Origin of the sequence: Methylobacterium sp. UNCCL125 (assembly GCF_900116795.1) — a bacterium.
GTDB classification, from domain to species: Bacteria; Pseudomonadota; Alphaproteobacteria; order Rhizobiales; family Beijerinckiaceae; genus Methylobacterium; species Methylobacterium fujisawaense.
In genome coordinates this window covers 69878-91638 of record NZ_FPBW01000016.1, presented here as the reverse complement: position 1 = coordinate 91638, position 21761 = coordinate 69878, and the positions used below count along the sequence as shown (strand labels likewise).

At 64.3% G+C, this 21761-nt stretch carries 15 protein-coding genes and 3 pseudogenes; 9 read left to right on the top strand and 9 right to left on the bottom strand.

Translation table 11 applies throughout. From position 1 onward, the window contains the following. Window positions 1–95: 95 nt before the first annotated feature. Complete coding sequence (locus BM396_RS17490; RefSeq protein ID WP_043381387.1) at window positions 96–1451, top strand: formimidoylglutamate deiminase; 1356 nt, start codon at window positions 96–98, stop codon at window positions 1449–1451. Here BM396_RS17490 and BM396_RS17485 read toward each other — a convergent pair. Continuing rightward, window positions 1448–2695 (bottom strand): RNA-guided endonuclease InsQ/TnpB family protein, encoded by a 1248-nt coding sequence (locus BM396_RS17485; protein WP_081948619.1) that lies wholly within the window; start codon window positions 2693–2695, stop codon window positions 1448–1450. The two genes, BM396_RS17490 and BM396_RS17485, sit on opposite strands and share 4 nt — an antisense overlap. Window positions 2696–2777: 82 nt before the next feature. Here BM396_RS17485 and hutC point away from each other — a divergent pair, with 82 nt between their 5' ends. Next, window positions 2778–3518 (top strand): histidine utilization repressor, encoded by a 741-nt coding sequence (hutC, locus tag BM396_RS17480; RefSeq protein WP_051976012.1) that lies wholly within the window; start codon window positions 2778–2780, stop codon window positions 3516–3518. A 519-nt stretch (window positions 3519–4037) separates the two neighbouring features. On the opposite strand, the gene BM396_RS17475 is transcribed toward hutC, so the two are convergent. Continuing rightward, entirely contained in the window at window positions 4038–5225 is a 1188-nt protein-coding gene (locus BM396_RS17475) for a M20 family metallopeptidase (RefSeq protein WP_051976013.1), read from the bottom strand. A gap of 209 nt (window positions 5226–5434) precedes the next feature. Between BM396_RS17475 and dps the strand changes: the two are divergent. Continuing rightward, a pseudogene (gene dps / locus BM396_RS17470) lies at window positions 5435–5999 on the top strand (DNA starvation/stationary phase protection protein Dps). A gap of 95 nt (window positions 6000–6094) precedes the next feature. On the opposite strand, the gene BM396_RS17465 reads toward dps, so the two are convergent. The 5 genes and pseudogenes from BM396_RS17465 to BM396_RS17445 form a co-directional block, all read right to left on the bottom strand. Further along, window positions 6095–7483 (bottom strand): lactonase family protein, encoded by a 1389-nt coding sequence (locus BM396_RS17465; protein WP_081948620.1) that lies wholly within the window; start codon window positions 7481–7483, stop codon window positions 6095–6097. Between the two features lie 50 nt (window positions 7484–7533). After that, window positions 7534–9216 carry a hypothetical protein gene (locus BM396_RS17460; protein WP_043381392.1) on the bottom strand — a complete coding sequence of 561 codons (1683 nt, stop codon included), beginning with the start codon at window positions 9214–9216 and terminating at the stop codon, window positions 7534–7536. A 306-nt stretch (window positions 9217–9522) separates the two neighbouring features. Beyond that, window positions 9523–9744 (bottom strand): annotated as a pseudogene (locus BM396_RS33375) (cytochrome c biogenesis protein DipZ); the annotation flags it as partial. Between the two features lie 15 nt (window positions 9745–9759). After that, entirely contained in the window at window positions 9760–10251 is a 492-nt protein-coding gene (gene msrB / locus BM396_RS17450; RefSeq protein ID WP_043381538.1) for a peptide-methionine (R)-S-oxide reductase MsrB, read from the bottom strand. 349 nt (window positions 10252–10600) lie between these two features. Beyond that, window positions 10601–11304 (bottom strand): IS1 family transposase gene (locus BM396_RS17445; RefSeq protein ID WP_199807245.1). Its coding sequence is split into 2 segments (ribosomal slippage): window positions 10601–10986 and window positions 10986–11304, totalling 705 coding nucleotides; the frame shifts between segments, so codons are not numbered across the junction. 693 nt (window positions 11305–11997) lie between these two features. Between BM396_RS17445 and BM396_RS17440 the strand changes: the two genes are divergently transcribed. Genes BM396_RS17440 through BM396_RS17430 form a run of 3 tightly spaced genes read left to right on the top strand, consistent with a single transcriptional unit; the run spans window position 11998 to window position 14898 of the window. Then, entirely contained in the window at window positions 11998–13293 is a 1296-nt protein-coding gene (locus BM396_RS17440; RefSeq protein ID WP_043381395.1) for a glycosyltransferase, read from the top strand. A 46-nt stretch (window positions 13294–13339) separates the two neighbouring features. After that, window positions 13340–13585: a ferredoxin gene (locus tag BM396_RS17435; RefSeq protein ID WP_244538899.1), complete on the top strand. Its 246-nt coding sequence runs from the start codon at window positions 13340–13342 to the stop codon at window positions 13583–13585. Next, window positions 13582–14898 carry an NAD(P)/FAD-dependent oxidoreductase gene (locus BM396_RS17430; RefSeq protein ID WP_043381397.1) on the top strand — a complete coding sequence of 439 codons (1317 nt, stop codon included), beginning with the start codon at window positions 13582–13584 and terminating at the stop codon, window positions 14896–14898. The genes BM396_RS17435 and BM396_RS17430 overlap by 4 nt, the downstream gene beginning before the upstream one ends. Before the next feature lie 352 nt (window positions 14899–15250). Here BM396_RS17430 and BM396_RS17425 read toward each other — a convergent pair whose 3' ends face one another. After that, window positions 15251–16405, bottom strand: coding sequence for a DUF3095 family protein (locus BM396_RS17425; protein ID WP_043381400.1), 1155 nt, complete (start codon window positions 16403–16405; stop codon window positions 15251–15253). A gap of 756 nt (window positions 16406–17161) precedes the next feature. Here BM396_RS17425 and BM396_RS17420 point away from each other — a divergent pair. Both BM396_RS17420 and BM396_RS17415 read left to right on the top strand, forming a co-directional pair. Next, window positions 17162–18898 carry a patatin-like phospholipase family protein gene (locus BM396_RS17420; protein ID WP_244538898.1) on the top strand — a complete coding sequence of 579 codons (1737 nt, stop codon included), beginning with the start codon at window positions 17162–17164 and terminating at the stop codon, window positions 18896–18898. A gap of 414 nt (window positions 18899–19312) precedes the next feature. Next, window positions 19313–20554 carry a cytochrome P450 gene (locus BM396_RS17415; RefSeq protein WP_081948624.1) on the top strand — a complete coding sequence of 414 codons (1242 nt, stop codon included), beginning with the start codon at window positions 19313–19315 and terminating at the stop codon, window positions 20552–20554. Window positions 20555–20689: 135 nt separating this feature from the next. Here the strand turns inward: BM396_RS17415 and BM396_RS17410 are convergent. Then, window positions 20690–21469, bottom strand: a pseudogene (locus tag BM396_RS17410) (IS5 family transposase). Window positions 21470–21584: 115 nt separating this feature from the next. On the opposite strand from BM396_RS17410, the gene BM396_RS33685 reads away from it, so the two are divergent. After that, window positions 21585–21707 (top strand): hypothetical protein, encoded by a 123-nt coding sequence (locus BM396_RS33685; RefSeq protein ID WP_280142402.1) that lies wholly within the window; start codon window positions 21585–21587, stop codon window positions 21705–21707. Window positions 21708–21761 lie beyond the last annotated feature (54 nt).

Here is a 21761-nt window from a genome sequence, read left to right as displayed (position 1 = left end):
CGACGGCTTGGCGCACGCTTGATTTGTCTATACATATTGGGAGCGCTGGACGCTGTAAAGTGGCTCGCGCCGGGCCGGTCCGCAGGAAGCTCCCAATGACAACCCTGTTCTTCGACGTGGCGCTGCTGCCGACGGGCTGGGCCAGCGATGTGCGGATCACGATCTGCGACGGCCACATCGCCGACTTGGCGGTCGGTACCGGGCGGGAGGCCGACGACGAGCATCATCGCATCGGGCTGCCCGGCCTGGGCAACCTCCACAGTCACGCCTTCCAACGCGGTATGGCCGGTCTCGCGGAAGTGCGGGGACCGAACTCCGACAGCTTCTGGACTTGGCGGGAGGTGATGTACCGCTTCGTCGGACGGATGGATGCAGACGATGTCGAGGCGGTAACCGCGCAGGCCTACGTCGAGATGCTGGAATCTGGCTTCACCCGCGTCGGCGAGTTCCATTACTTGCACCACGACGCGGCGGGGACCCCCCACGCCGACATCGCCGAGCTCGCCGGGCGGATCGTCGCCGCCGCACAGGCGACGGGTATCGGCCTGACCCTGCTACCGGTGTTCTATGCCCATGCCGGCTTCGGCGGCCGCCCGCCCGAGGCCGGTCAGCGCCGGTTCGTCACCGACCTCGACGGGTTCGGCCGCTTAATCGAGGTCTGCCGGCGGATCGTGGCCAACTGCGACGGCGGGATCGTCGGCATCGCCCCCCATTCACTGCGGGCGGTCACGCCAGCCGAACTGGCGACGATCCTTCCGCTCGCGCAGGGCGGCCCCGTACACATCCACGTCGCCGAACAGATCGCGGAGGTCGAAGCCTGCCGCGCCTGGAGCGGCCGCCGTCCCGTGGAATGGCTCTTGGACAACGCGCCGGTCGATGCCGCGTGGTGCCTGATCCACGCGACGCACACGGTTCCCGCCGAACTCGCCGGCGTCGCGGAGCGCGGCGCGGTGATCGGGCTCTGTCCGATCACCGAGGCCAACCTGGGTGATGGGACGTTCGACGGCCCGAACTTCGCGGCTTCGGGCGGCGTCTACGGCATCGGATCCGACTCGAACGTCCTAATCGACGCGGCGGGCGAGTTGCGGCAGTTCGAATACAGCCAACGCTTGGCCGGCCGCGCGCGCAACGTCATGGCGTCGGACGCCTCGACCGGCCGCGCGCTGTTCGACGCGGCCCTGCGCGGCGATCGACAGGCCCTCGGCGTAGGGATAGGCGGCATGCGGGTCGGCGCGGCAGCCGACCTGATCAGCCTCAATGCTCGGCATGTGGCGCTCGCCGGCCGTGCGGGCGACGCGATCCTCGACAGCTGGATCTTCGGTGCGAGACAGGGCTCGATCGACTGCGTATGGGTTGGGGGGCGCAAGCGCGTCGAGAACGGTCGGCATCTCGGCTCCGCCGCGATCGCCGCACGCTTCCGCCGCACCCTGGAAGGACTGCTCGCCGCTTAACATCTTCCCCGTCCTGAAGGATGGGGATTTTCGGAGATCGGGAGATCTCGTCCAGTTGACGCTTCGACGGGCTGCCGATGCACACCCTTCACGTCCAGCAAAGATGTGTTCCACCTCCGACGAATATTAATCGCCGCGTTGATGTCGGCGTGATCGGTATGGCCGCATCCAACGCAGACGAAGCGCGCTTGGCTCTCGCGGCTCCTCGCGTCGACCGCACCGCACGCCGCACAGGTCTGCGACGTGAACCGCGCGGGCACGGTGACCACCTGACCGCCGCGTTGCTCCATCTTGTACGTCAGGATCGTCGCGAAGAGATGCCAACCCGCGGCCAAAATCGTCCGATTCAGCCCAGCCTTCTGCCGGACGTTGCGTCCGGGCTCTGCGATGGTGCCCTCGGCGCTGGTGGTCATGCCGCGCGTATTCAGGTCTTCGAACACCGCCACGCCGTACCTGCGCGCGATGTCGAGGGCCGCGCGGTTGTGGAAGTCGCGCCGGATGCGCGCCTGCCGCGCCTGCAGCCGGGCCACGCGCGCCAGCGCCCTGCGCCTACGGTTCGAGCCGCGCTTGCGTCGGGCGACGACGCACTGTGCCTTGCGCTTGCGGGCCTCAATCCACTCCAGGCTCGCGGGCATTGTCAGCATCTCGCCCGTGGACAAGGCCAGGGTCGTGGCCACACCGCGGTCGATGCCGACGACCTCCGAGCCCGGCGCGAGCGCTTCGTGCACGATCTCGCAGGTGAAGGCGACGTGCCAGCCGACCGCGTCGAGCGAGACCGTGACGTTCTTCACGACGCCTCGGATAGGGCGGCTGTCGCGGAACTTCACCCAACCGATCTTCGGCAGGCGCACGGCGCTCCAGTTGCCGTTGAGCCGCTTCACCGCGACCTCGCGGCCAGGAAACCGGAAGCTATCGTCCACGCCGCGCCTGCGGGGGCGTGGGAAGCTCGCGCGGCCCGCGGAGAAGTTCCGGAAGGCCCGGTCGAGGTCGCGCAACGCCTGCTGCTGGCAAGACACGTAGACGGCGCGCACCCAGTCGAACTCGGCGCGCAGCTTCGTGAGATCGGCGGCCTGAGCGACGTAGCAGAGGCGGTGCTTCCGACCCCACGTCGCCTTCTGCTCCAGGCCGAGATTGTACACGAGCCGGCACATGCCCGCGAACTGCCGGAACAGGGCGTCCTGCTCTGGCAGGAGGCCAACTTGAACCTGTATCCGCGTGCGATGGTCACGATCTGTTCTTGCCATGAACCGGGCATCTCGCCAACCATTCACTCTGCGCAGATGCGCAGCCTCCCCGGCCTGAAGGCCAAGGTTTCAAGGATTTCCGATGACCGCGCCACTAAAGCCGGGGACGGACGGAAGCCCGATCGCACTCTACCAGCGCATCCGCGGCGACATCGAGAGCCGGATCCTCTCGGGCGACTGGCCCCCGGGGCACCGGGTTCCGTTCGAGCACGAGCTCATGGCGCTCTATTCCTGCTCGCGCATGACCGTGAACAAGGTCATTTCCGCGCTCGCCAGCGCCGGCCTGGTAGAGCGGCGGCGCAGGGCCGGCACCTTCGTGTCGCGCCCTCGCATCCAGTCGGCAGTGCTGCAGATCCCCGACCTGAAGGCGGAGGTCGAGGGCCGGGGCGAGCGTTACGGATATCGGCTGCTCGACCAGAGTCAGCGCGCCGCCGCAGGCTCGGACACGCGGCGCCTCGGCGTTCCCTCTCGGGCACCCGTCCTCGCCCTGCGCTGCTTGCACCTCGCACAGGAACGCCCCTTCGCCGTCGAGGACCGACTGATCAGCCTGCGGGCGGTTCCGGATGCCCTACACCAGGATTTCTCGATCACTCCACCGAACGCTTGGCTCGTTGGCCATGTGCCCTGGACCGAAGCGGAGCATCGCATCTGCGCGAGCAACGCCGACGAGCGATCGCGGACGGACCTCCAGATCCGGATCGAGGAAGCCTGTCTCATCCTGGAACGTCGGACTTGGCGCAATGGCGAGCCGATCACCTCGGTTCGGATGATCCACCCCGGGCCTCTCTACGACCTAATCGCGCGTTTTACGCCAACCGGATAATCTGCGGAGCATGGCCGCCCGACACGAGAAATGCTTCACTCCAGCTGGCGTTCGCGTTCGGCGATAGCCGCGGAGTTTCGGAAGAGCAGGACGGACGCGCACATGCTCCTCGTCCTACGATACCTGAATTGATCGCAAGACGATCCGGTACCGAGCCTCAGTACCTCAGGCGCGCTTGAAATTCTCACGTTAGCAGCTCGCATTCATCGCCAGTGTCGCGCTTCGATATTTTCGTTTCGAACAATGCCTAGTGGTCAAAATCTGACGTTTGGTACCCATCCCTGAACGTCCGAGAAAGGTGGATTTCAGCCGGGCCGCTTTCGGATTTCGGAGCCACAATACCAGACGTTCACCTAGGCCAGGCAGATCGATGGAGTTGCGCCCAGCCTGGTTATTCGGCGGCTTACAGCGGTATTTCCGAAGCGGACCTGGGCTTGCCCTTGGGCGCGGTGGAAGGCAACCGCGCAGGCGCTGTCTCCAGGCCCACCGGAGAGCGGCAGCGGCGTCGGCCAATGCGCCTCATCCCGCGCGGTCGCAGCAGATGCGGAGCATCAAGTCCGTGTAGATAGCCTGCGCCTCCTCGATCCGGTTGACGAAGCAGTACTCGTCCGTCTTATGACACTGCGCCGCCTCGCCGGGGCCGATGATCACCGTGGCGACTCCGTCGAAGGCCGGCACTAGGGCCGACGCATCGGTGTAGTAGGGTGCCCCGGCCGGTTTCGCCGGCGCCCCGGTCCGCTCTCGCAGCAGCGACAGGAGCGGGGCGGCGGACGGATCGTCCGGCTCGGTGGCGAACCCCGGGAAGCTCGTGACGACCTGGATCCCAGCCTCCGGTCCGAATAGGCTGCCGAGCTCGGTGATTAGAGACTCGTGGTTCTGCTCAGGCAGGGTTCGGATATCCACGGCGAACTTGGCTAAGTCCGGTACGGAATTGATGTTTTCTCCGCCGCGGATGGTGGTGACGCAGGCTGTGGCGCTGCCGAGCAGTGGGTGACGGGCGCCGAAGTCGTGGCTTTCGAGCCTCCGGATCCACTCCGCCACCTTGCGGATGGCGTTTTCGCCCTCGTGCGGCATTGAAGAATGCGCCGTCCTCCCGCGCGCGGTTACGACGACGCGGAGAGAGCCCTTGTGGGCGAATATGGGGGCATTAGACGTCGGCTCGGCCACGATCAGGAGTTCGGCCGGCCCGAGGGCTTTCTCGCGGCCGACATGGAATGCGCCTTCACATCCCGTCTCCTCTCCGGCGGTGATCACGAGCGTGACACCACGGTGGAAGCTGAGCCCGTCCTCGATCAGGTTGCACGCAGCCGCGATGAACGCGGCTACGCCGGCCTTCATGTCGCTGGCACCGCGGCCGTACAGCCGGCCATCCTGCACGACCCCTTCGAAGGGGGGGAATTGCCACTCGTTCGACCCAAGTGGCACGACGTCGATGTGCCCAGTGAAGCAGAGCGGCTTGCCACCGGCCCTTCCAGGGATGCGCGCGACCAGCGTGGGTCGATCCTTGGAAAATTCGTAGCTGGCGACGTCGAACCCGTGTTCGGTCAGCAGGCGAGCAATAAATTCGGAGCATTCCTTCTCCTCGCCCGGAGGATTGATCGATCGGAACCGGATGAGCTGCTTGGAGAGTTCGAGACCGTTCAGGGGCATTGGTGCTTCCACGTGCAGTTCCGTGTCGTTACCGGTCAAGGGTTCGAGGGTGCTCATGTTAGACGATGAAGATCCTACGTCTTCATCAAAAATCGCCGCTATCGGGAAGGACCCAAGGCTGTCCGGACGACCGGCAAGGGTCGTGAGCGGACGGTACTAACCGTCAGATTTCCACCACTAGAAGAGGAGCTGCATGATCTTTTAAACTTCTTGCTTTCCTCGCGACACCGGCAAGAAAATCAAGATAAATCGGTTCAATCCGAAACATGAATAAAAATCTCAAGAAGCTAAATTCGCGAGCGATTTGGTCGGGTGCGCTGGGTTATCATCGAGCTCGTGACGACACGAACGCGAATGCTCGAAGCGTCTCGATCAACGCCCGGAAGGTTCGGCTGGCGGGCGGGATCGACCTCGTTCTGGCGATCAAGCAGGCGCACTGGAACCCCAAAGGCTCGCAATTCATCGGCGTCCACGAGATGCTCGACGGGTTCCGCATCGAGTTCAACGAGTTCAACGACAAGGTCGCCGAGCGCGCATTGCAACTCGGCGCCACGGCCTTCGGCTCGACCCAGGCGATGGCCGAGCGCACGAAGCTAAACCCTCCTACCCCACCAGCATCCATGCCGTCGCCGACCACATTGTCGCGCTGATCGACAGCTACGCCGGCTACGCCAACGCGGTGCGCGAGAAGATTGACGAGCCCGACCAAGCGGACGACGCCACACGGCCGACCTGTTCACCGAGATCTCCCGGGCGGTCGACGCGCACCTGTGGTTCCTCAAGGCCCACGTGCGGGATCAGTCCGGCACCCCGCGCGACGGAAGTGAGTGAGCAAGCCATCTCTAGCTCGGCGCTGGAGAGACGTCTCCGATCTGGGCGGGTTCTGTCGAACCGCCCGGTCGAGCAATAGCCAATCCAGGCATTCGCTAATTCAGATCGTACTGAGCGATTCCCCCCAGATCGTAGACTCCGGGCCGACCGACGGCCGACTTGGTCGCCTGTAAGGTGTATTGTCCTTTGTAAGTTGCCGAACCATCGGCCGCGACATCGTACAAGTTGATCGAATACGATTCGAACGCTCCAAGCCAATACATGTGCCTGCCGTCGGACGATATCGTCACGTCCTTGGAGTCGCCCGACGGCGCATATCCGGTGCCGCGCGTGATCAGAGGCATCCGCTCCAAAACCTTACCGCTTGACGGGTCGAGTTTGAACGGCGTGATCACGTTGGTCACGTAGCTGACGACGTACAGCATGTCCCTCTTCGGACTCAGGGCGCTCCAGCAGGCTTCGTCGATGTCCTTTGGATCGGTCTGTCCGGTGGGGTAGTTGGCGATCTTTGCCACTTGTCCCGGCTCATCCTTGAGCACCGTCAGTCCGTTGTCGCCCTTGGCGTTCGTGATCGCGAAATTCGTGACATACAACGTCTCGGCGCGGGGCCCCCATTCGAAGCCCACGGATCCGGCAATTCCCTTTTCTTCGAAATAACGGCGCCGGCCGATTTCTCCTCCGGCGAAATCGTAGACATAAACTCTGCTCGGATGAATTTCCTCAAGCTTTGGATCATCTGTCAAGAAATGTGGAATACCCCAAGTGCTAACGGCGAGTTTCTTGCCATCGGGACTGAAAGATATCTGCGCGGCTCCTCCATTCTCCCGAGGGTAATGGTCGAGTGTACGAACATGGGTCAGCGTGCCGGCGAGATTGTCGAGCCGGTAGAGTTCGATCGTGCGATCCAAGTCGGATGGATGCGGTTTGGTGAGATCCTCATGAAGAAATTTGTCACTGGGTAACCGTTGGAGCTTCTCGCCGGAGTAGATGACAGTCGGCTGCCCCCACTGATTGCCGACAGCAACCCAAAACTGATCCGGCTGTCCCACGACAGGTGTCGCGCTGATCGAAACCGGCTTCTGACCATAGGAATTGACGCTGCCAACCAGCGTCAGATCCCCACTTGACCGGTCAATCTTGAAAACGGAAATCGAGTGAGCGCCAACATTGGCGGTCAGCAGGAAATTTCCAACGATCTGAGTCTGCCCTTGTGCATCATAATCACCTTGCGCGGGCGCGGTAGGATTGGCGCCTCCCCGGACGTAAGTGGGATAGGTCTTCTCGTCGCCGACCGTGCCGTCCTCGTAGCGGGCCAAACGGACAACCTCGTTGACTCCCTCGCCATTGGTGGTCGTGTAGAGGTATCCGACTACTCGCTTTGTCGCGACGACCTCGGCATGGACCGGCAACGGAGCGGCCATCGATAGGGCCGAACTTATCGACAATGCCGTAAGGACTGTTCGGCTCATCTCGCGAGCATTCATTTAAGCTCTCCCAAAATCTTTAAAAACTGCGACGTCGCGTTGTCCGGCCGTCAGAACGGGTAGTAGCGCAGCGAGGTCAGGCCGGTGACGAGGTGGTTGGAGGGAGCGACCCCGGCGACGCCCCGGAACGCGTCGCGCTCGGTGTAGGAGACCTGCGCGCCCGCCACGAGGCGCCCGTAGCCGCCCTTGTAGAGGTCGTGCCAGAAGCCTCCGGTGATCTGGCGGATGTCGCGGGTCTCCGCCTGGCAGGTCCCGCTCGCCGCGCCCTCGACGTCGCAGCTGGTGACCACCAGGGTCGGCGAGCCGTAGCCCGTGGCGTTGAGGGCGCCGGCCCGGGAGGCATGCTCCCAGCCGGCATAGACGAACACGTCGGTGCCGGGCTGGACATGGGCCACCGCGCCGGCGAGCAGCTGGAAGGCCGGGATCGGCGCGACCGACCCGTCGGCCTTCAGGGCGAAGTCCGGCAACTGCGCCGAGCCGTAGCGGCCGATGCCCTGGCCGACGAGGCCGCTGACCTGGAGGTCGAGGCGCTTGTCGATCACCGGCAAGGTCGCGGCGCCGCCGATGCCGTAACCCAGGGCGGTGTCGGAGCGGCCGGGGAGGCGGGTCGCGGCGTTCAGGTTGGTGGCGCTCAGCCGGTCGTCGAAGAACCGCACCAGCCCCTTGAGTTCGAAATGCCCGAAGCCCGGCTCGATCGCGAGCTTGCCGACGATGTCGGGAACGCTGTTGTTCGAGTAGGTGGTCGTGGTGTTCAGCTGCCCGATCGGGTCGCCGGCGTTGCTGACGTTGATGTTGCTCGGGGCGGCGAACGGGCTCGGCGGCAGCACGCTCTGGGGTGACTCAGCCGACAGGCCGGCCCACAGGCCGGGCGCCAGATCCTTGACCACGCGCAGCTGCGGGTTGCGAGTCCAGTTGAAGCCCGGGACGTACTGCACGTCGATGGTGAGTGGGATCTGCTCCTTGAGCGGCGTGATGCCGGACAGGTCGGTGGTGATCAGGCTCCAGGCCTGGCCGGCGAGCACGTGCCAGCCGGTATCGAGGGAATCGACCGTGGCGAAGATCTGCCGGATGCGCGGGTTGTAGCTGTTGCTCTCGCGCGAGTTGGCGTTGGTGGCCGCCCCGAGGAAATCGATCTCGTAATAGCCCGAGATCTGGAGGGTCGGCTCGACCTTCGCGGTGAACAGCCCGCTCAGGCGGCTCTGCCGGGCAGAGAAGCGGAACTCGTTCTCGCGCGAGCGGGGATCGTTGCGGAACGGGATGCCGTTGAAGTCCGTGCCGACATCCGAGACGACGTTGGGATTGCGGAAGATGCCCGCCAGCTCGACGAAGCCCCCGGGAGTGAAGCACACCGCCGGCCCGAGCGCGTAGCTGCCGGCGTTGCAGACGAGGTCGTTGGCGAGGATCACCGGCGTGCGCGCGCTTAGCCCCGGCCGGGCCCCACCAGGACCGCCGACCTGCGCGACGCGCTGCTGGTGCTCGGTCTTGGCGGCGAGGCGGGCCTGCTCGCGCGACAGCACCCGGCGCTCCCTCGCCTCGCCGGCGAGCGCCGCCCGTTGCGTGCCCGCCTGCTGGCGCAGGGCAGAGAGTTCCTGCTGCATGGCCTGCATCTGGCGCTGCATCGCGTCAATCCGGGCCGCCATCTCGGCGACGTTCTGGGCTTGGGCTGGAAGGGCACCGAAGCCTGCCGCCGCAAGGGAAGAAACGATGGTGGCCGAGAGACACTTGCGCTGCATCAGCGTTCACCCTCGGCAACTTCAGTCCTGAGTGCGGGCCCTTCTGATGCCTCGAACCTGCACGTGTGGTCACGCACCCGAACGGAATGCATTCAATAACTTGCGCGGCAAAACCGAGTGCAACCGTCGGAGCTCCTCGGAACGACGATCAAGCATCCAGAACCGAGGGACCGGTCGGCAAGCTGGCGCAGCCGATCCTCGCCAGCGCTCGGCGAGTGTGGGGTGGGGTTGTGTTAGTTCTGGACCAAGGATGTTGCCGACCGGTGAGGTCAAATCGGGCCATTGAGGCCGACCGACGACCGAAGCAAGCGCGGCGACGCGACCATAGTCGTTGGCCGCCACCGCCCAGCCGCCCGCAACCGAGGCCAAACTCGCCACGACCGCGAAGGTGAGCGTTATCCCGATGAGTAGCAGCAGGCCGCTCCGAACGAACGGACGGTCCGCCCGCGCGAACACGAACGGGAGAACTGGGAGGATGCAGGGGCTGACGATCGTGACAACGCCGCCGAAATAGGCCAGGAGGAACAGGAGCTTGGCGCGACCTCAAGCGGCCATGGGCGTGAAGCCAAGCGCCACGCCGTTCATGCAGTACCGCAGCCCTGTCGGCTTCGGGCCGTCAGCGAAGACGTGGCCGAGATGGCCGCCGCAGCGACGGCACGCGACGGCGGTACGCAGCACGCCGAAGGAGCGGTCGCTATCCTCGACCACCGCCCCGTCCAAGGCTGCCCAGAAGCTCGGCCATCCGGTACCGCTGTCGAACTTGGTGTCTGAGGAGAACGCGGCCAGATCGCAGCCCGCGCACGTGAACACGCCCCGCCGATGCTCGTCGAGCAGCGAGCTGGTGTAGGGAAGCTCCGTGCCGCTGCGACGCAAGACGCGGTATTGGTCTTTGCTCAAACGCTGGCGCCACTCTGGGTCGTCGTGGGCCACCTCGAAGCTCCCGGCCGAACCAGACTCGCTGGATCCGAAGGCAGCCGCCAGCGCCGCAGCTCCGCCGCAGAGGCCACCCGCGACCACCAAGCGTCTTGTCACCATCGTCATTCCCCTGGCTTCGTCGGACGTCGTCCCGGTCGTTCGATATATACGGTCGAATATGACGCGAGGTGCGGTTCGGATCGCGCGAAAGGCTCGCCGGTCCGCATCGCCGGTCGCTTCGCCCTCGTCGCCGGAGACTTCGCGGGACAGGGCTGTGAGTTACATGCTGCTGATGACGCGAGTATCGGACGACACGACCGCGGAAGACTGCCGCGCCCGGCTGCGGGAATCTTGGCGCGGCCGATACGTCTGTAGGTGCGCTCCACAAATGCGCAGAAGAATGTGCTGCCATACCCAAGACCACAATGAGGATGCTTCCGTGCTCCGAGCGGACGCGAAACGGAGGGTGTTAGGCCAGCATAGATAGGAGGTCGCTGATCCTGCTGTTCCCGGCGAAGCGGGCGAACAGCGCGAGACTGACATCCACCATGCGCTTGGTTTTCGAGACCACGATGGAGCGACGTCGGAAGCGGGCGAGCCAGTGCCGCTGACGCGCGTTGTCCCGCTCGATGCCGTGAGTTTCGTCCTTGCCGGCATAGCGCTGCCCGACTAGCAGGAGCACGTCATAGACGGCGTAATCGTCCGTGCAGTAGAGCCGGGTGCGCCAGCGCTGCAGTCGCTGGATCAGGCGCTCGCAAGTAGCCTTGTCACGACCGCCGCATTCCCAGTCCACCAACTGCCCTGAAGCACGATCCCAAGCCTTCCAGATCCAGAGCGGGGCGGATTTTTTTTGAAGAAGTGCCACATCTCATCAAGCTCGATCACCACCGCCCGGCCTTCTGGCTCGGGCTTCTGCGCGTAGGCGGCGGCAAACTGCTCCAGCCAGGCCTGGATCGTGGGTGTCGAGACACCCAGCAACTTGGCGGTGCGGTTCATCGACAAGCCACTGATGTACAACAGAACGGCAGTGGCCTTCATGGCGAGCGGCTTGCCGCGAGCGGGCGTATCGGTGAAGTTCAGCCCACAGGCCTTGCACCGATACCGCTGCTTGGAGCGCATCAGCCCATTCTTGACCTGCTCTTCGCTCCCACAGCGCTTGTACCGCAGACCCATGATCCACCTCTTCACGGTCCCAAAAGAGTTCAGGAAGTAGGTCATCTATGCAGCCCTAAAAGCCTCGGAGAGAGCGCATCCCCGGGCTTTCCGCGCGGTCGGACGCCTCGACTTACTTGTCTCGTCGGCTCTGCTTTCGACATAAAATTTCGGCGGTCGCGAGAGTTTTACCTTTGACGGCGATTGGACATCCCGTTTCGAGGCACGGCAATGCTGAGATTTTCAGCGGCAGCCGATGTATCGGTCGACGAATCGATCCGACAAAAATACTTGGCGACAGCCGAACAGCATCGTGCGGTCAAACGCCGGACGTCGCCGTTGGCTGTCGCTGCCCGACGCGCGCCGGGACTGCCCGCACAATGCACGCTGGTTATGAATTTGATTCCCGACACATGCGCGACGTTGCAGTATTGCGCTGCGCTCAGCCCCTGGCTCTCTCTTGCAGGTCGTGAAGGGCTGCCTTTCGGAAAGCCTCCACGTCTAGCGTCGCACGTTGCGAGCTATAGTTCCAGACTGTGCGGTGATTGATTGAACAGCAGCGCAAAATTCGTAGAGATCTTACGATGTTGCGCCGCCGATTTTTAGGTCTACAAAAACGGTGCTTGTGGGCTGGCACTGCTTTAAAACTAAGCGATGACATGACTGAGGATGAGCGGGAGACGGCGTGTCGCAACCAGCGCTCTGGAGATTGATATGAAGGTCCTGATCGCGGCCACGCCTCTAACAGGGCACGTCAATCCGCTGCTAGCCTTTGGCCGCCTGCTCACCGCGCGCGGCGATGCGGTACTGGTAACGACAGCCGAGGAGTTCCGAGCGCGCGTCGAGAAGGCCGACTTGCGATTTGTGCCGTACGAGGACTGCCACTCCGCGGAGTACCGCGAGACCGATCTTCCCGCCGGTCCCACGCGCTACCGGCACGAATTCGAACGGCGCTTCATCGACCCGATGCCGGCGCAAGCCGAGATTCTGCGGTCGCTAATCGAGGTCGAGGCACCGGACGTGATCGTGGCAGGGAGCATGTTCCTCGGCGTCCTACCTCTACTCCTCGCCGACGGTGCGCGGCCGCCGATTGTCACCGCGAACGTCAGTTTCCTGTTCCTCGACCGGCCCGATCACGCGCCGGTAGGTCTCGGCCTTCCGCCGGCCAAGGACGCCGCCGAGCGAACCCGCTATGCTGCGATGAAGTCGGCCATGGATGCCGAGTTCGTCAACCCCGTGCGCGCCTATGCGGACAGCCACCTCGCGCGAATGGGTTTGCCGCCCCTGCCGGCCTCGCTTCCGCATTCCATCGTCGTGCTGCCGGACCTGTTCCTCCAGCCCACTGTTCCGGGCTTCGAGTACGATTATGGTTCGCTGCCCCCGGGTCTGCGCTTCATCGGTCTCCTGCCACCTCCGCACGCGGAGGTGGCCCTGCCGGACTGGTGGCATGAGCTCGAGGGTGGCAAGCCGATCGTCCTCGTCACGCAGGGCACGCTGGCCAACACCGATTTCGGCGAGTTGGTCGAGCCCGCCCTCGCCGCCCTCGCCGACAGGGATGATCTCCTCGTCGTCGCGACGACCGGCGGTCGCCCGGTGGAAGCCCTGCGCGGGTCGCTGCCGGCCAATGCGCGCGTGGCGCAATTTCTGCCTTTCGACCGACTTCTGCCGAAGGTAAGCCTGCTCGTCACCAACGGCGGCTATGGCAGTGTCTCGCAGGCCCTGGCTGCGGCCGTACCGATCGTCTCGGCCGGCACGACCGAAGATAAGGCCGAAGTGAACGCGAGGATCGGCTGGTCAGGTGTCGGTATCAATCTCGCGACAAATGCGCCACGAGTCGAGGACCTGCGCGAGGCGATCACGAAAGTGCTTGCCGAACCTCACTTTCGCGAGCGCGCGAACGCCATGGCGCAGTCCTTCGCGGCGCGGGACGCGGTGACCGGGTTCCTATCGGCTATCGACGAGCTCGCGTGTTCCGGAACGGTGCGAGGCGGCAGGCCTGTTACAGTCTAGTCGCAGTCGGCTTGAAGTGGTTTGCGGCAATGGAAGGGCCATCGGAGTGATTGACGCAACCTCGTCCGAGCGGGCGGCGCTACGCGTCGTCGTCGATCTCAACCGCTGCCAGGGCTACGCCCAGTGCTGCTACGCGGCCCCCGACGCATTCTTTCTGCGCGGGCGCGAGATCTTGTTCTACGATCCCGCACCGCCGGCCGCGCGACGCGGCGAGATCGAGCGGGCCGTGCAGGCCTGCCCGGTCCGCGCCATCAGCCTCCAGGCCGGCGCGGACGACGGGGACACGCCATGAACTCGGAATCCGCCGGCATCGTCGTGGTTGGGGCATCGCTCGCGGGCCTGCGCGGGGCGGAGGCATTGCGCCGCGGCGGCTATGACGGGCCGCTCACCCTCGTCGGCGCCGAGCCCCACCGGCCGTACGACCGGCCGCCCTTGTCGAAACACGTGCTTGCCGGAGAGTTGGAGGCGGGCGCTACACGCCTTCCGGTACTCTCGACCTCGCACACCCCGTTGTGCGCCCGTTGGCGGCTCGGGAGCCCGGCAGTGGCCCTTGATCGCGCGAACCGCACGATTCAGCTCGCGGACGGTTCGGTGCTGGGCTACGAAAAACTTCTGGTCGCCACCGGGGCTGAGGCCCGAGGTTGGCCGACCGAGACCGGCGGCAGTCTCGCCGGTATCCACACCTTGCGCGGCCGCGACGACGCGGCGGCCTTGCGGGCGGACCTCACGGCTGGCTCGCGCCGCGTGCTCATCGTCGGCGGCGGTCTGATCGGTTGCGAGACGGCGTCCTGCCTTCGCGATCTCGGCATTCCCGTGACCGTGGTCGATCCCAATCCGACGCCGCTGGCCCGCTCCCTCGGCTCGTTGGTCGGTGGCGTGATCGCCGATTGTATGCACGACGCCGGCGCCGAGTTCCGCCCCGGTACGCAGGTTCGAGCCTTCGAGGGCGATGACGCTGGACGCGTGGTCCGCGCCCGGCTCGCTGACGGCAGTACGATTGAGGCCGATCTCGTCATCGCGGCCCTCGGTGCGACCCGGGCAACTGGGTGGCTCCGCGGCGCTGGCCTGATGGCGGATCCGGCAGGCCTCACCTGCGACGAGGCCTGCCGAGCCCGCGACATCGATGGGATGCCCTGCCCAGACATCTACGCTGCGGGCGACGTGGCGCGCTGGCCGATCCGGCTCTATGGTGGTCGCCTGATCTCGGTGGAGCACTGGGGCAATGCCGTCGAGCAGGCGGCCCATGCCGCCCGCAACATGCTGGCTAGCTCTGAAGACCAGCAGCCCTACGACCATCTGCCGGCCTTCTGGTCGAGCCAGTTCGGGATCAACATCAAGGGCATTGGCCTGACCGAGGGAGCCGACGCGATTGCGGTGGTGCAGGGCTCGCGCAAATCCCGGCGGTTCCTCGCTGTCTACGGGCAGGCCGGGCGCAGCGTCGCGGCGGTGTCGTTCGACGAGGCGCGATGGCTGCCGGCCTACGCCGCGACAATCGCGGCCGGAGGCACCTTTCCGCCGATCGCAGACGCCAATGACCAGCCGCAGATCGAGAAAGTCGCCCCAGGCTTCCCGCAGCCGCGCTCTCTGCCCCGGCAGGCCCTGTGACCCGAGCGTAGTCCGGAGCCATCAAGACCCTCGGCGGCCAAGGTAAGATCCGCTCCAGGGGACGCGATAAAATCGGATGGGATTTCGCCTTCACCGCGGCGGCCTTCAATCTGGTTCGCCGCAATGCTTGTCGAAATCAATCGTCGGCTCGCGGCTCCCGATCGGCGACCGATGCTCGTGTCGACGACGCACGGGACGAGGCTCGCATCACAGCCTCGGTCGATACGTCCCCTCCGCGACGACGAAGAAACCCTGTGTTCGGGGCGAAATTTCGCCTCTCGAAGGCCGCTCGGGCGATCCGAACACCCTCGACGGACGATGCCGCCTCGAACCAGCAGGTTCGAGACAAAGGTCAATGGGGCCTCTGTTCTTTGAGTTTTGCCGCGGCGGCGGCGAAACCGCCGGTCGCGCCGTCGACGAAATGAACATGGTCGCTTCGAATGCGTGAAGGAACATAGCAGGTCAGATTGGCGCTTCCTTGACGATGAATTCCAAAACGACATGCTCCGGACTCACGAGCGATCGAAAGGCAGGTCTCGAGTGCGTCGGCGGTCGCGGAGGTACAGTCTACGGTCATCCGCAAACCGTCATCGAATTTGCGGAAATCCGTATTTTCCACGACTTGCTGCAGGTAGCGCCTGGGGCGGAACTCGCCAATCGGGATCCCGGCGGTCAATACCAATCGCGTGGTGACTGCACGAATGACATCGGCGGCTCGCGCGATCGCACCCCGATCGGCGTCTACGCCTGCTAGCGCGTCTTCGAGGCCGCCTCCTCTCCAAGAGGGAAGCGGTCCCGCTTCGGGCAGCGGTCGCCCGCCGTCACCGGTTCCGGTGAGCAGCATGAGCAGATAGCTGACGACCCCCGCGAACGATAGATTGTCCTCCACGGGTACGACGATCACCGAAAGAATGACGTCATGCTTCGCCTTCACCGGCGCGAACCCGCAGTAGAGACCGTCGAGGTTCGGCATCATCCCCTTCGCGGCACGAGCCATGTTGAACATGCCGGCCTTGGCCTGCACCTCCGCCCACGTCAGCCCTCCCCCGGCGAACATGGCGTAGGCCACGTTGTTCGAAGCCGCAAAGCGCGCGACGCGGACATCGGCTCCCGCCTCACGGATCGCCACGAGGGGGACTTGCGCGATCCGCATCGTCAGGCCGAGCGAGTCTTCGACCCATGCTGCGGTGCGAGCGAGGACATCGCCGACGATCTCGGCATTCGTTCGGGACACCGCGACAGTGGCGCCGTCTCCACCGAACGAGAACGGGAGCGCAACCGACGGCAAGGCATTCCGGACGGCAGCGATCACGGCCGCCCCGGCTGTGTTGACCGCCTTATAATTTCCGGCGGAAATGGCTTGCGTCGAACCGACGACGTCGGCCAAGGCAACGATCCAATCCGACGGAAGAGATTGATAGCGTTCGGGATTCACGACCTCACCGAAATTCTGGAAGGGCACGATCTCCGAATAGGGGCAGCAGCCATCCTGCGACTTGTCTGTCATCAAGGCTCCCTGATAACTCTCGCGCTGACGAAATTTCGAAGTCACGCAATCGGACTTCGATCCGTCGGCGTCACCGGTCTTCCGCACCGCGATAGTGCGCCACGACCGGCGGTTAGAAGCTATAGAAACGATAGATCTCGCTTATTGCGAACTGTGGTGGGGTCCTGATCTCAAGAGCCGTCAGCCGCCGCCCAGGAGATCGGTTCACCCCGGCGCCGCGTGCGCCTTTCCATCCCGGGCGCGCTCGACACGCCCGGATCTCTTCTCGATCCATCCAACTCCGCTCGAGTGTAGGTTGTTCATGCGCGGGACGCCGGCCGCTTCGTGCGCGCGCCTTGGAATGGGCGACATCTCCATAGCGGGGTCAGCCTCAGGGGGCTCGGTACCGAGATGTCGCGCTCAGGGCGAAAGAAAATTTCCGAACGATCTCCATCATCATTCGGCATCGTGTTGATGAGCGCTGGGAATTGTACCGCGTGCTAACCACGATCCATAGCTGGCCCGGCACGATCGTTTCGCCCAACCATTGTCGAGCGCGGCGTTCGTGAACGGCTTGTCCGGGGTCGATCCGACCTCCGGCGTTTCACGACGGCGCCATTCGACGATCGGGGGCGTGCCGATACGCCGTGCGAGCGGCATCCTCCGGAATTGGCTTCCGATACGGAGGCCGCTTTGAACTGTGACGGCCTGGCGGTGCCTCGATTATAGGGTGCAGGTCGCCGAGCCCAATCCATTGCTGGGCGGGTCATCACGGGTGTGATCAAGAACGAAATCCCTTTTCTGGCAGGGCTCAATCCAGCCTCGATCCGCGCGATCCAGGAGCGCATGGCTTCTGTCGCGGTTGCCGGAGGGACCACGCTCTTCGAGGAGGGCGAGGAAGGCGACTCGCTCTACACCTTGGTCGCAGGCGCCGTCGGTATCTCCGCACGTGATCCATCGAGCGGGGGCGTGCACAGGATAGCACGCTTGCGCCCTCCCGAGACATTCGGCGAGATGGCACTCTTGACGTCCGCGCCCCGCTCGGCGAAGGCGACGGCTCTTCGCGACACACATCTCCTCCGCCTGTCGCGATCGGCTTTCGAGGAGGTCATCGACCTCCATCCCAGAACGCTAATTTATTTCGCGCGCCTCCTCGCCGAGCGGCTTCGCACGGCCAATAGCCATCGTTCGCTCGATGCCATGCCGGGCACCTACGCCCTCATAGCCGTCACGGAAGGGCCGCCCGTCGCCGCCTTCGGTCACGAACTCGCCCGAAGCCTGGACGCGGTGTTGCCTGGATCGACCGGATGTCTGACGGAGTGGCCGTCAGGTGCGGACGAGACTTGGTTCCATGCCTTCGAAGCGGATCACGACCGTACGATCTATGTCGCACGTGAGATAGACTGTCCCTGGTGCCGGCTCTGTCTGCGACATGCCGACCACGTGTTGCTCTTCGCCGATCCTGAAGTGCCGCCGCGGCCCGGCGCCGCGGAGTATATCGCACGTATCGCCTCCGATTGGGTTCGGATCGATCTGGCGATCCGTCAGGATCCGGCGGCGCACCTTCCGCGACCGCTTCATCCTGCACTCGCCACCCTTCCCGTGGCATTGCGCATTCAAATCCGCGACGGCGCGTCGAGCGACTATCACCGCCTCGCACGGCTCATCAGCGGGACCGGTCGTGGGCTCGTGCTCGGCGGCGGTGGAGCGCGGGGGCTTGCCCACCTGGGTGTCTTGCGAGCACTTGAGGAGGCTACCCTGCCCGTAGACTTCGTCGGTGGTACGAGCATGGGCGCCATCATCGCCGCCAGTGTCGCCATGGGATGGAACTCGGCGCAAATCGACGCCCACACGGCGGACTTCTTCGGCCGACAAAATCCCCTCAGCGATTACACGCTGCCCTACATCGCTCTGACGCGTGGTGCACGAGTCGATGCCGGGCTCTCCGCCCAATTCGGCGGAGCCAAAATCGAGGATCTGTGGCTACCGTTCTTCTGCGTCTCGTCGAATCTGACGACCGGTGACGCGTTGATCCATCGCCAGGGATCTCTCGCCGACGCGCTGCGCGCCAGCATCGCCATTCCGGGGCTCCTACCGCCGTTTTGTTCCGCGGAAGGCGTTCTCGTTGACGGCGGCATGATGAACAACCTCCCTGCCGACGTGATGTCGGCCATGCAGCGAGGGCCAGTGCTCGCGGTGGACGTCGGCAGCGATTTGGCCTTCCAGGCCGTGCGATCCCAGACATGGCACGGCCGCTTGATGCGGCGGCTGCTGCGCGCGCCGGACGATATGCCATCCATAGCCCCGGTGCTGTTACGCGCCGCCACGGTGTCGAGCGACGCCCAGACCACGATGGCATTGAGTCGAGCCACGGTGGTGCTGAAGCCCAGTCTCGCCGGCGTCGATCTTCGCGCATGGTCGAACTTCGAGGCCACATCGCGTCTCGGTTACCTGTGCGCGCAGGAAGCCATCGGCGAGGATCGTATGACCTCGTGGATAAACCCGGCCTCATGAGACATGTCGCGCTCCCAACGAGGTACCAGACCGCCTCTATTGCGCAGCTCAACCAGACGGTCGCCGAAACGGCGCACGCATCCTCGCGCGAAACCCACAGGTGGTCGACAGGACGCACCGCGCACAAGTGTCCACGTGGAATGTCGAGACAACACCGGCACGACGAACGAGGATTTCGCCGGGTGAGGCGCATCTACCGAGTCACTCGTGGAATTCGAGCGAACCGGCTCACCGCCGGTGGCGATCTCGTCGTCGAACCATCCGACGCGGCACGAGTCCGCGCCGTCGCTGGCAAGCACATCGTCCGCGGGTGCCTCGTTCAACGGCCGAGTACGTCCGACCGTGACGCTCGCGAAACCCCGTACCGTGCAGCATCGGAGTGCTGACGTGGCGGCTGAACCAACGAGGCAGGCAATGACAGAGGACACGCTGTTCGAGGAAATCCTGGATCCGGCAAACCGTGCCGATCCGTACCCGCTCTACGACCGAGCGCGCCTGCGGCCGGTCGCGAGACAACGCGATGGTAGATACGTCGTAAGTACACACGCCACGATCCGCAGACTGATTTTCGATCCCCGCCTCAGCTCCGAAGATCTTCCTCCGGTGCATCGACCGCGAACCGGAGGCTTGTTCAGGGATTGGATTATCAATCCCATCAAGGATCACATTACGAACGGGCACCGCCCGCTCATCTTCAGGGACCCGCCTGATCATGACGTCCTGCGCGGCTTCGTCATGGATCAGTTCAGCGTACCCCGGGTACGAGCCGTGCACCGCCGAGTCGAAAAGCTGGTCAACAGGTTGATCGACTGTTGTCATGGGCGATCAAGCGTCTGCCTTGTCGAGGATCTGTCCTATCCTCTCCCAGTCGCCGTCATCTGTGACCTCCTTGGCGTTCCCGAAGCGGACGAGCCGACTTTCCAAAGGTGGGCGACGCAGCTCTCGTCCGCCCTTGAGCCTGATGCGCGCCGAGACGATGCCACTCGCCGCGCGAACATCGAAAACTTCGAGGCCATTTCGTCGTATATGCGAGATCTGATCCGCGAGAAACGACGTTGCCCCCAGGACGATATGCTAAGCGGCTTAGCCACGTCAGATCGGGCGGGCAGCCGCCGAATGAGTGATTTCGATTTGATCTCGACAGCGGCATTATTGCTCGTTGCAGGGCACGAGACGACAGTGAACCTGATCACCAACGGAATGCTCACGTTGCTTCGCCATCCGGAGCAACTGGCGCGTTTAAAGCAAGATCCTGAGCTTGCGCCGCGCCTAATTGAGGAGCTTCTTCGCTTCGAGCCACCCGTGCATTTCCGTACCCGGAGAGCGTTGGGCGACATTGAAATTGGCGGCGAAACTATCCCGCAAGGTGCTCCTGTCGTTCTGCTCTTCGCTGCAGCAAATCGCGACCCCGCTCGCTTCGCCGAGCCGCATAAGTTCGATCCCGATCGAGAGGACAATCAGCATTTCGGCTTCGGCGGCGGCCTTCATTACTGTATCGGCGCGCCACTGGCTCGCATCGAAGTCGAAATTGCGCTCGTAACGCTCTGTCGCCGTTTGATCAAACCACAACTGGCCTATGATCCCCCGCCTTACCGGCCTGGAGCCGCGTTGCGGGGACCTGAGAAGCTCGGCATCAGCATAGAGGCAATCGTCTGAGAAACCCGAACCGACGCTTCCCGCTCCGTCCCGATCGCACCGTCGAGTCCGAAACGGTGCCGGATGACATGCCGGCGGGGCATCGAAACGATATCCTGTCAGCGCTGCCCTAAGCTCGAAACTGCCTTGAAGCGCCTAACAGAATCGTTTGATTCCATTGAAGGTGATGAGGCTGGCAGCGAGGCTGGTGAAGGCCTCGTTGATGTCGGCACGTCGTTCGTAGCAGACAGGCTGGCGGCGGAAGCGGTTGAACCAAGCGTGCGTGCGCTCAACCACCCACCGGTGACGGCCCATCTGTTCGCTGCTGTCTATGCCACGCCGGGCGATGCGCGACACGATCCCGCGTGTCCTGCATTCGTGCCGGCGCGGTCGAGCATCGTAGGCTTTGCCGGCGTGCAGTTTGTCCGACCGGTATCGCGGCCGCCCCCACCGACCGTTGCGCAAGGGTGGGATGTCATCGAGGGTGGGAGCCATTATGATGCTGTCGTGCCGGTTGGCCCCGCTCAGGTGGAAGCAGCGGCGTACAGCGCGCGTTGGTGACGAGATAGCGCGTCTGGCCCGCCTTGCCCTGGTCCGTCAGGTTCGGGCCGGTGGCAGAGCCCCTTTGATGGCCGGGACAGATGCGCTGTTCAAGCTCGCTCGGCTTCAATCGATTTCGCCCGCCGCGTGCAGGCGGGCCCACAGACAAGCCGCCTGTCAGTAGCGCAGGCCCCGCCAGTAACTCATCCCGCAGCCGCAGCCCATCTCGGCTGGCAGCATCTCCCACGGAACGCCGGAGCGCAGCACGAACAGAATGCCAGTCAGCGCAGCGCGGTTCTCAATCGGACGCCCCCCGCCTTTCGGACGTGGGCGCGGTGGCGGCAGAAGCGGCGCGATCTCTGTCCGAAGTTCATCGGGTAGAAGCGGACGGGCTATGACAATCAACCCTCGCCCGACCGATCTGTGCCCGTCCTGTTAGACGCCCTTTAGGCTCCCGCGTCGTCGCCCAGTGTCGAGGACGTCGCGCCCCGAACATCCTGGAGAAATCGAGATGCCGTACATCCATGTGAACTGCCTTTCCGGCGCACTGGACGCCGAAGGCGCGGTTGCGACGAAAGCGAAAGGGCGCCTCCTGTCGACGATTCCGTCTCTGCGGTCCGAACTTATCGACTGAAGGACATTCAGTGCGGCGCCGATTGTCGGATCGCAGCGAAGTTCCTCGGACGTG

Excerpts from the sequence above, each read along its gene's own strand:
- BM396_RS17490 (WP_043381387.1), top strand. The coding sequence starts at position 96 with ATGACAACCCTGTTCTTCGACGTGGCGCTGCTGCCGACGGGCTGGGCC.
- BM396_RS17485 (WP_081948619.1), bottom strand. The coding sequence starts at position 2,695 with ATGGCAAGAACAGATCGTGACCATCGCACGCGGATACAGGTTCAAGTT.
- hutC (WP_051976012.1), top strand. The coding sequence starts at position 2,778 with ATGACCGCGCCACTAAAGCCGGGGACGGACGGAAGCCCGATCGCACTC.
- BM396_RS17475 (WP_051976013.1), bottom strand. The coding sequence starts at position 5,225 with ATGAGCACCCTCGAACCCTTGACCGGTAACGACACGGAACTGCACGTG.
- BM396_RS17465 (WP_081948620.1), bottom strand. The coding sequence starts at position 7,483 with ATGAATGCTCGCGAGATGAGCCGAACAGTCCTTACGGCATTGTCGATA.
- BM396_RS17460 (WP_043381392.1), bottom strand. The coding sequence starts at position 9,216 with ATGCAGCGCAAGTGTCTCTCGGCCACCATCGTTTCTTCCCTTGCGGCG.
- msrB (WP_043381538.1), bottom strand. The coding sequence starts at position 10,251 with ATGGTGACAAGACGCTTGGTGGTCGCGGGTGGCCTCTGCGGCGGAGCT.
- BM396_RS17440 (WP_043381395.1), top strand. The coding sequence starts at position 11,998 with ATGAAGGTCCTGATCGCGGCCACGCCTCTAACAGGGCACGTCAATCCG.
- BM396_RS17430 (WP_043381397.1), top strand. The coding sequence starts at position 13,582 with ATGAACTCGGAATCCGCCGGCATCGTCGTGGTTGGGGCATCGCTCGCG.
- BM396_RS17425 (WP_043381400.1), bottom strand. The coding sequence starts at position 16,405 with ATGACAGACAAGTCGCAGGATGGCTGCTGCCCCTATTCGGAGATCGTG.
- BM396_RS17415 (WP_081948624.1), top strand. The coding sequence starts at position 19,313 with ATGACAGAGGACACGCTGTTCGAGGAAATCCTGGATCCGGCAAACCGT.
- BM396_RS33685 (WP_280142402.1), top strand. The coding sequence starts at position 21,585 with ATGCCGTACATCCATGTGAACTGCCTTTCCGGCGCACTGGACGCCGAA.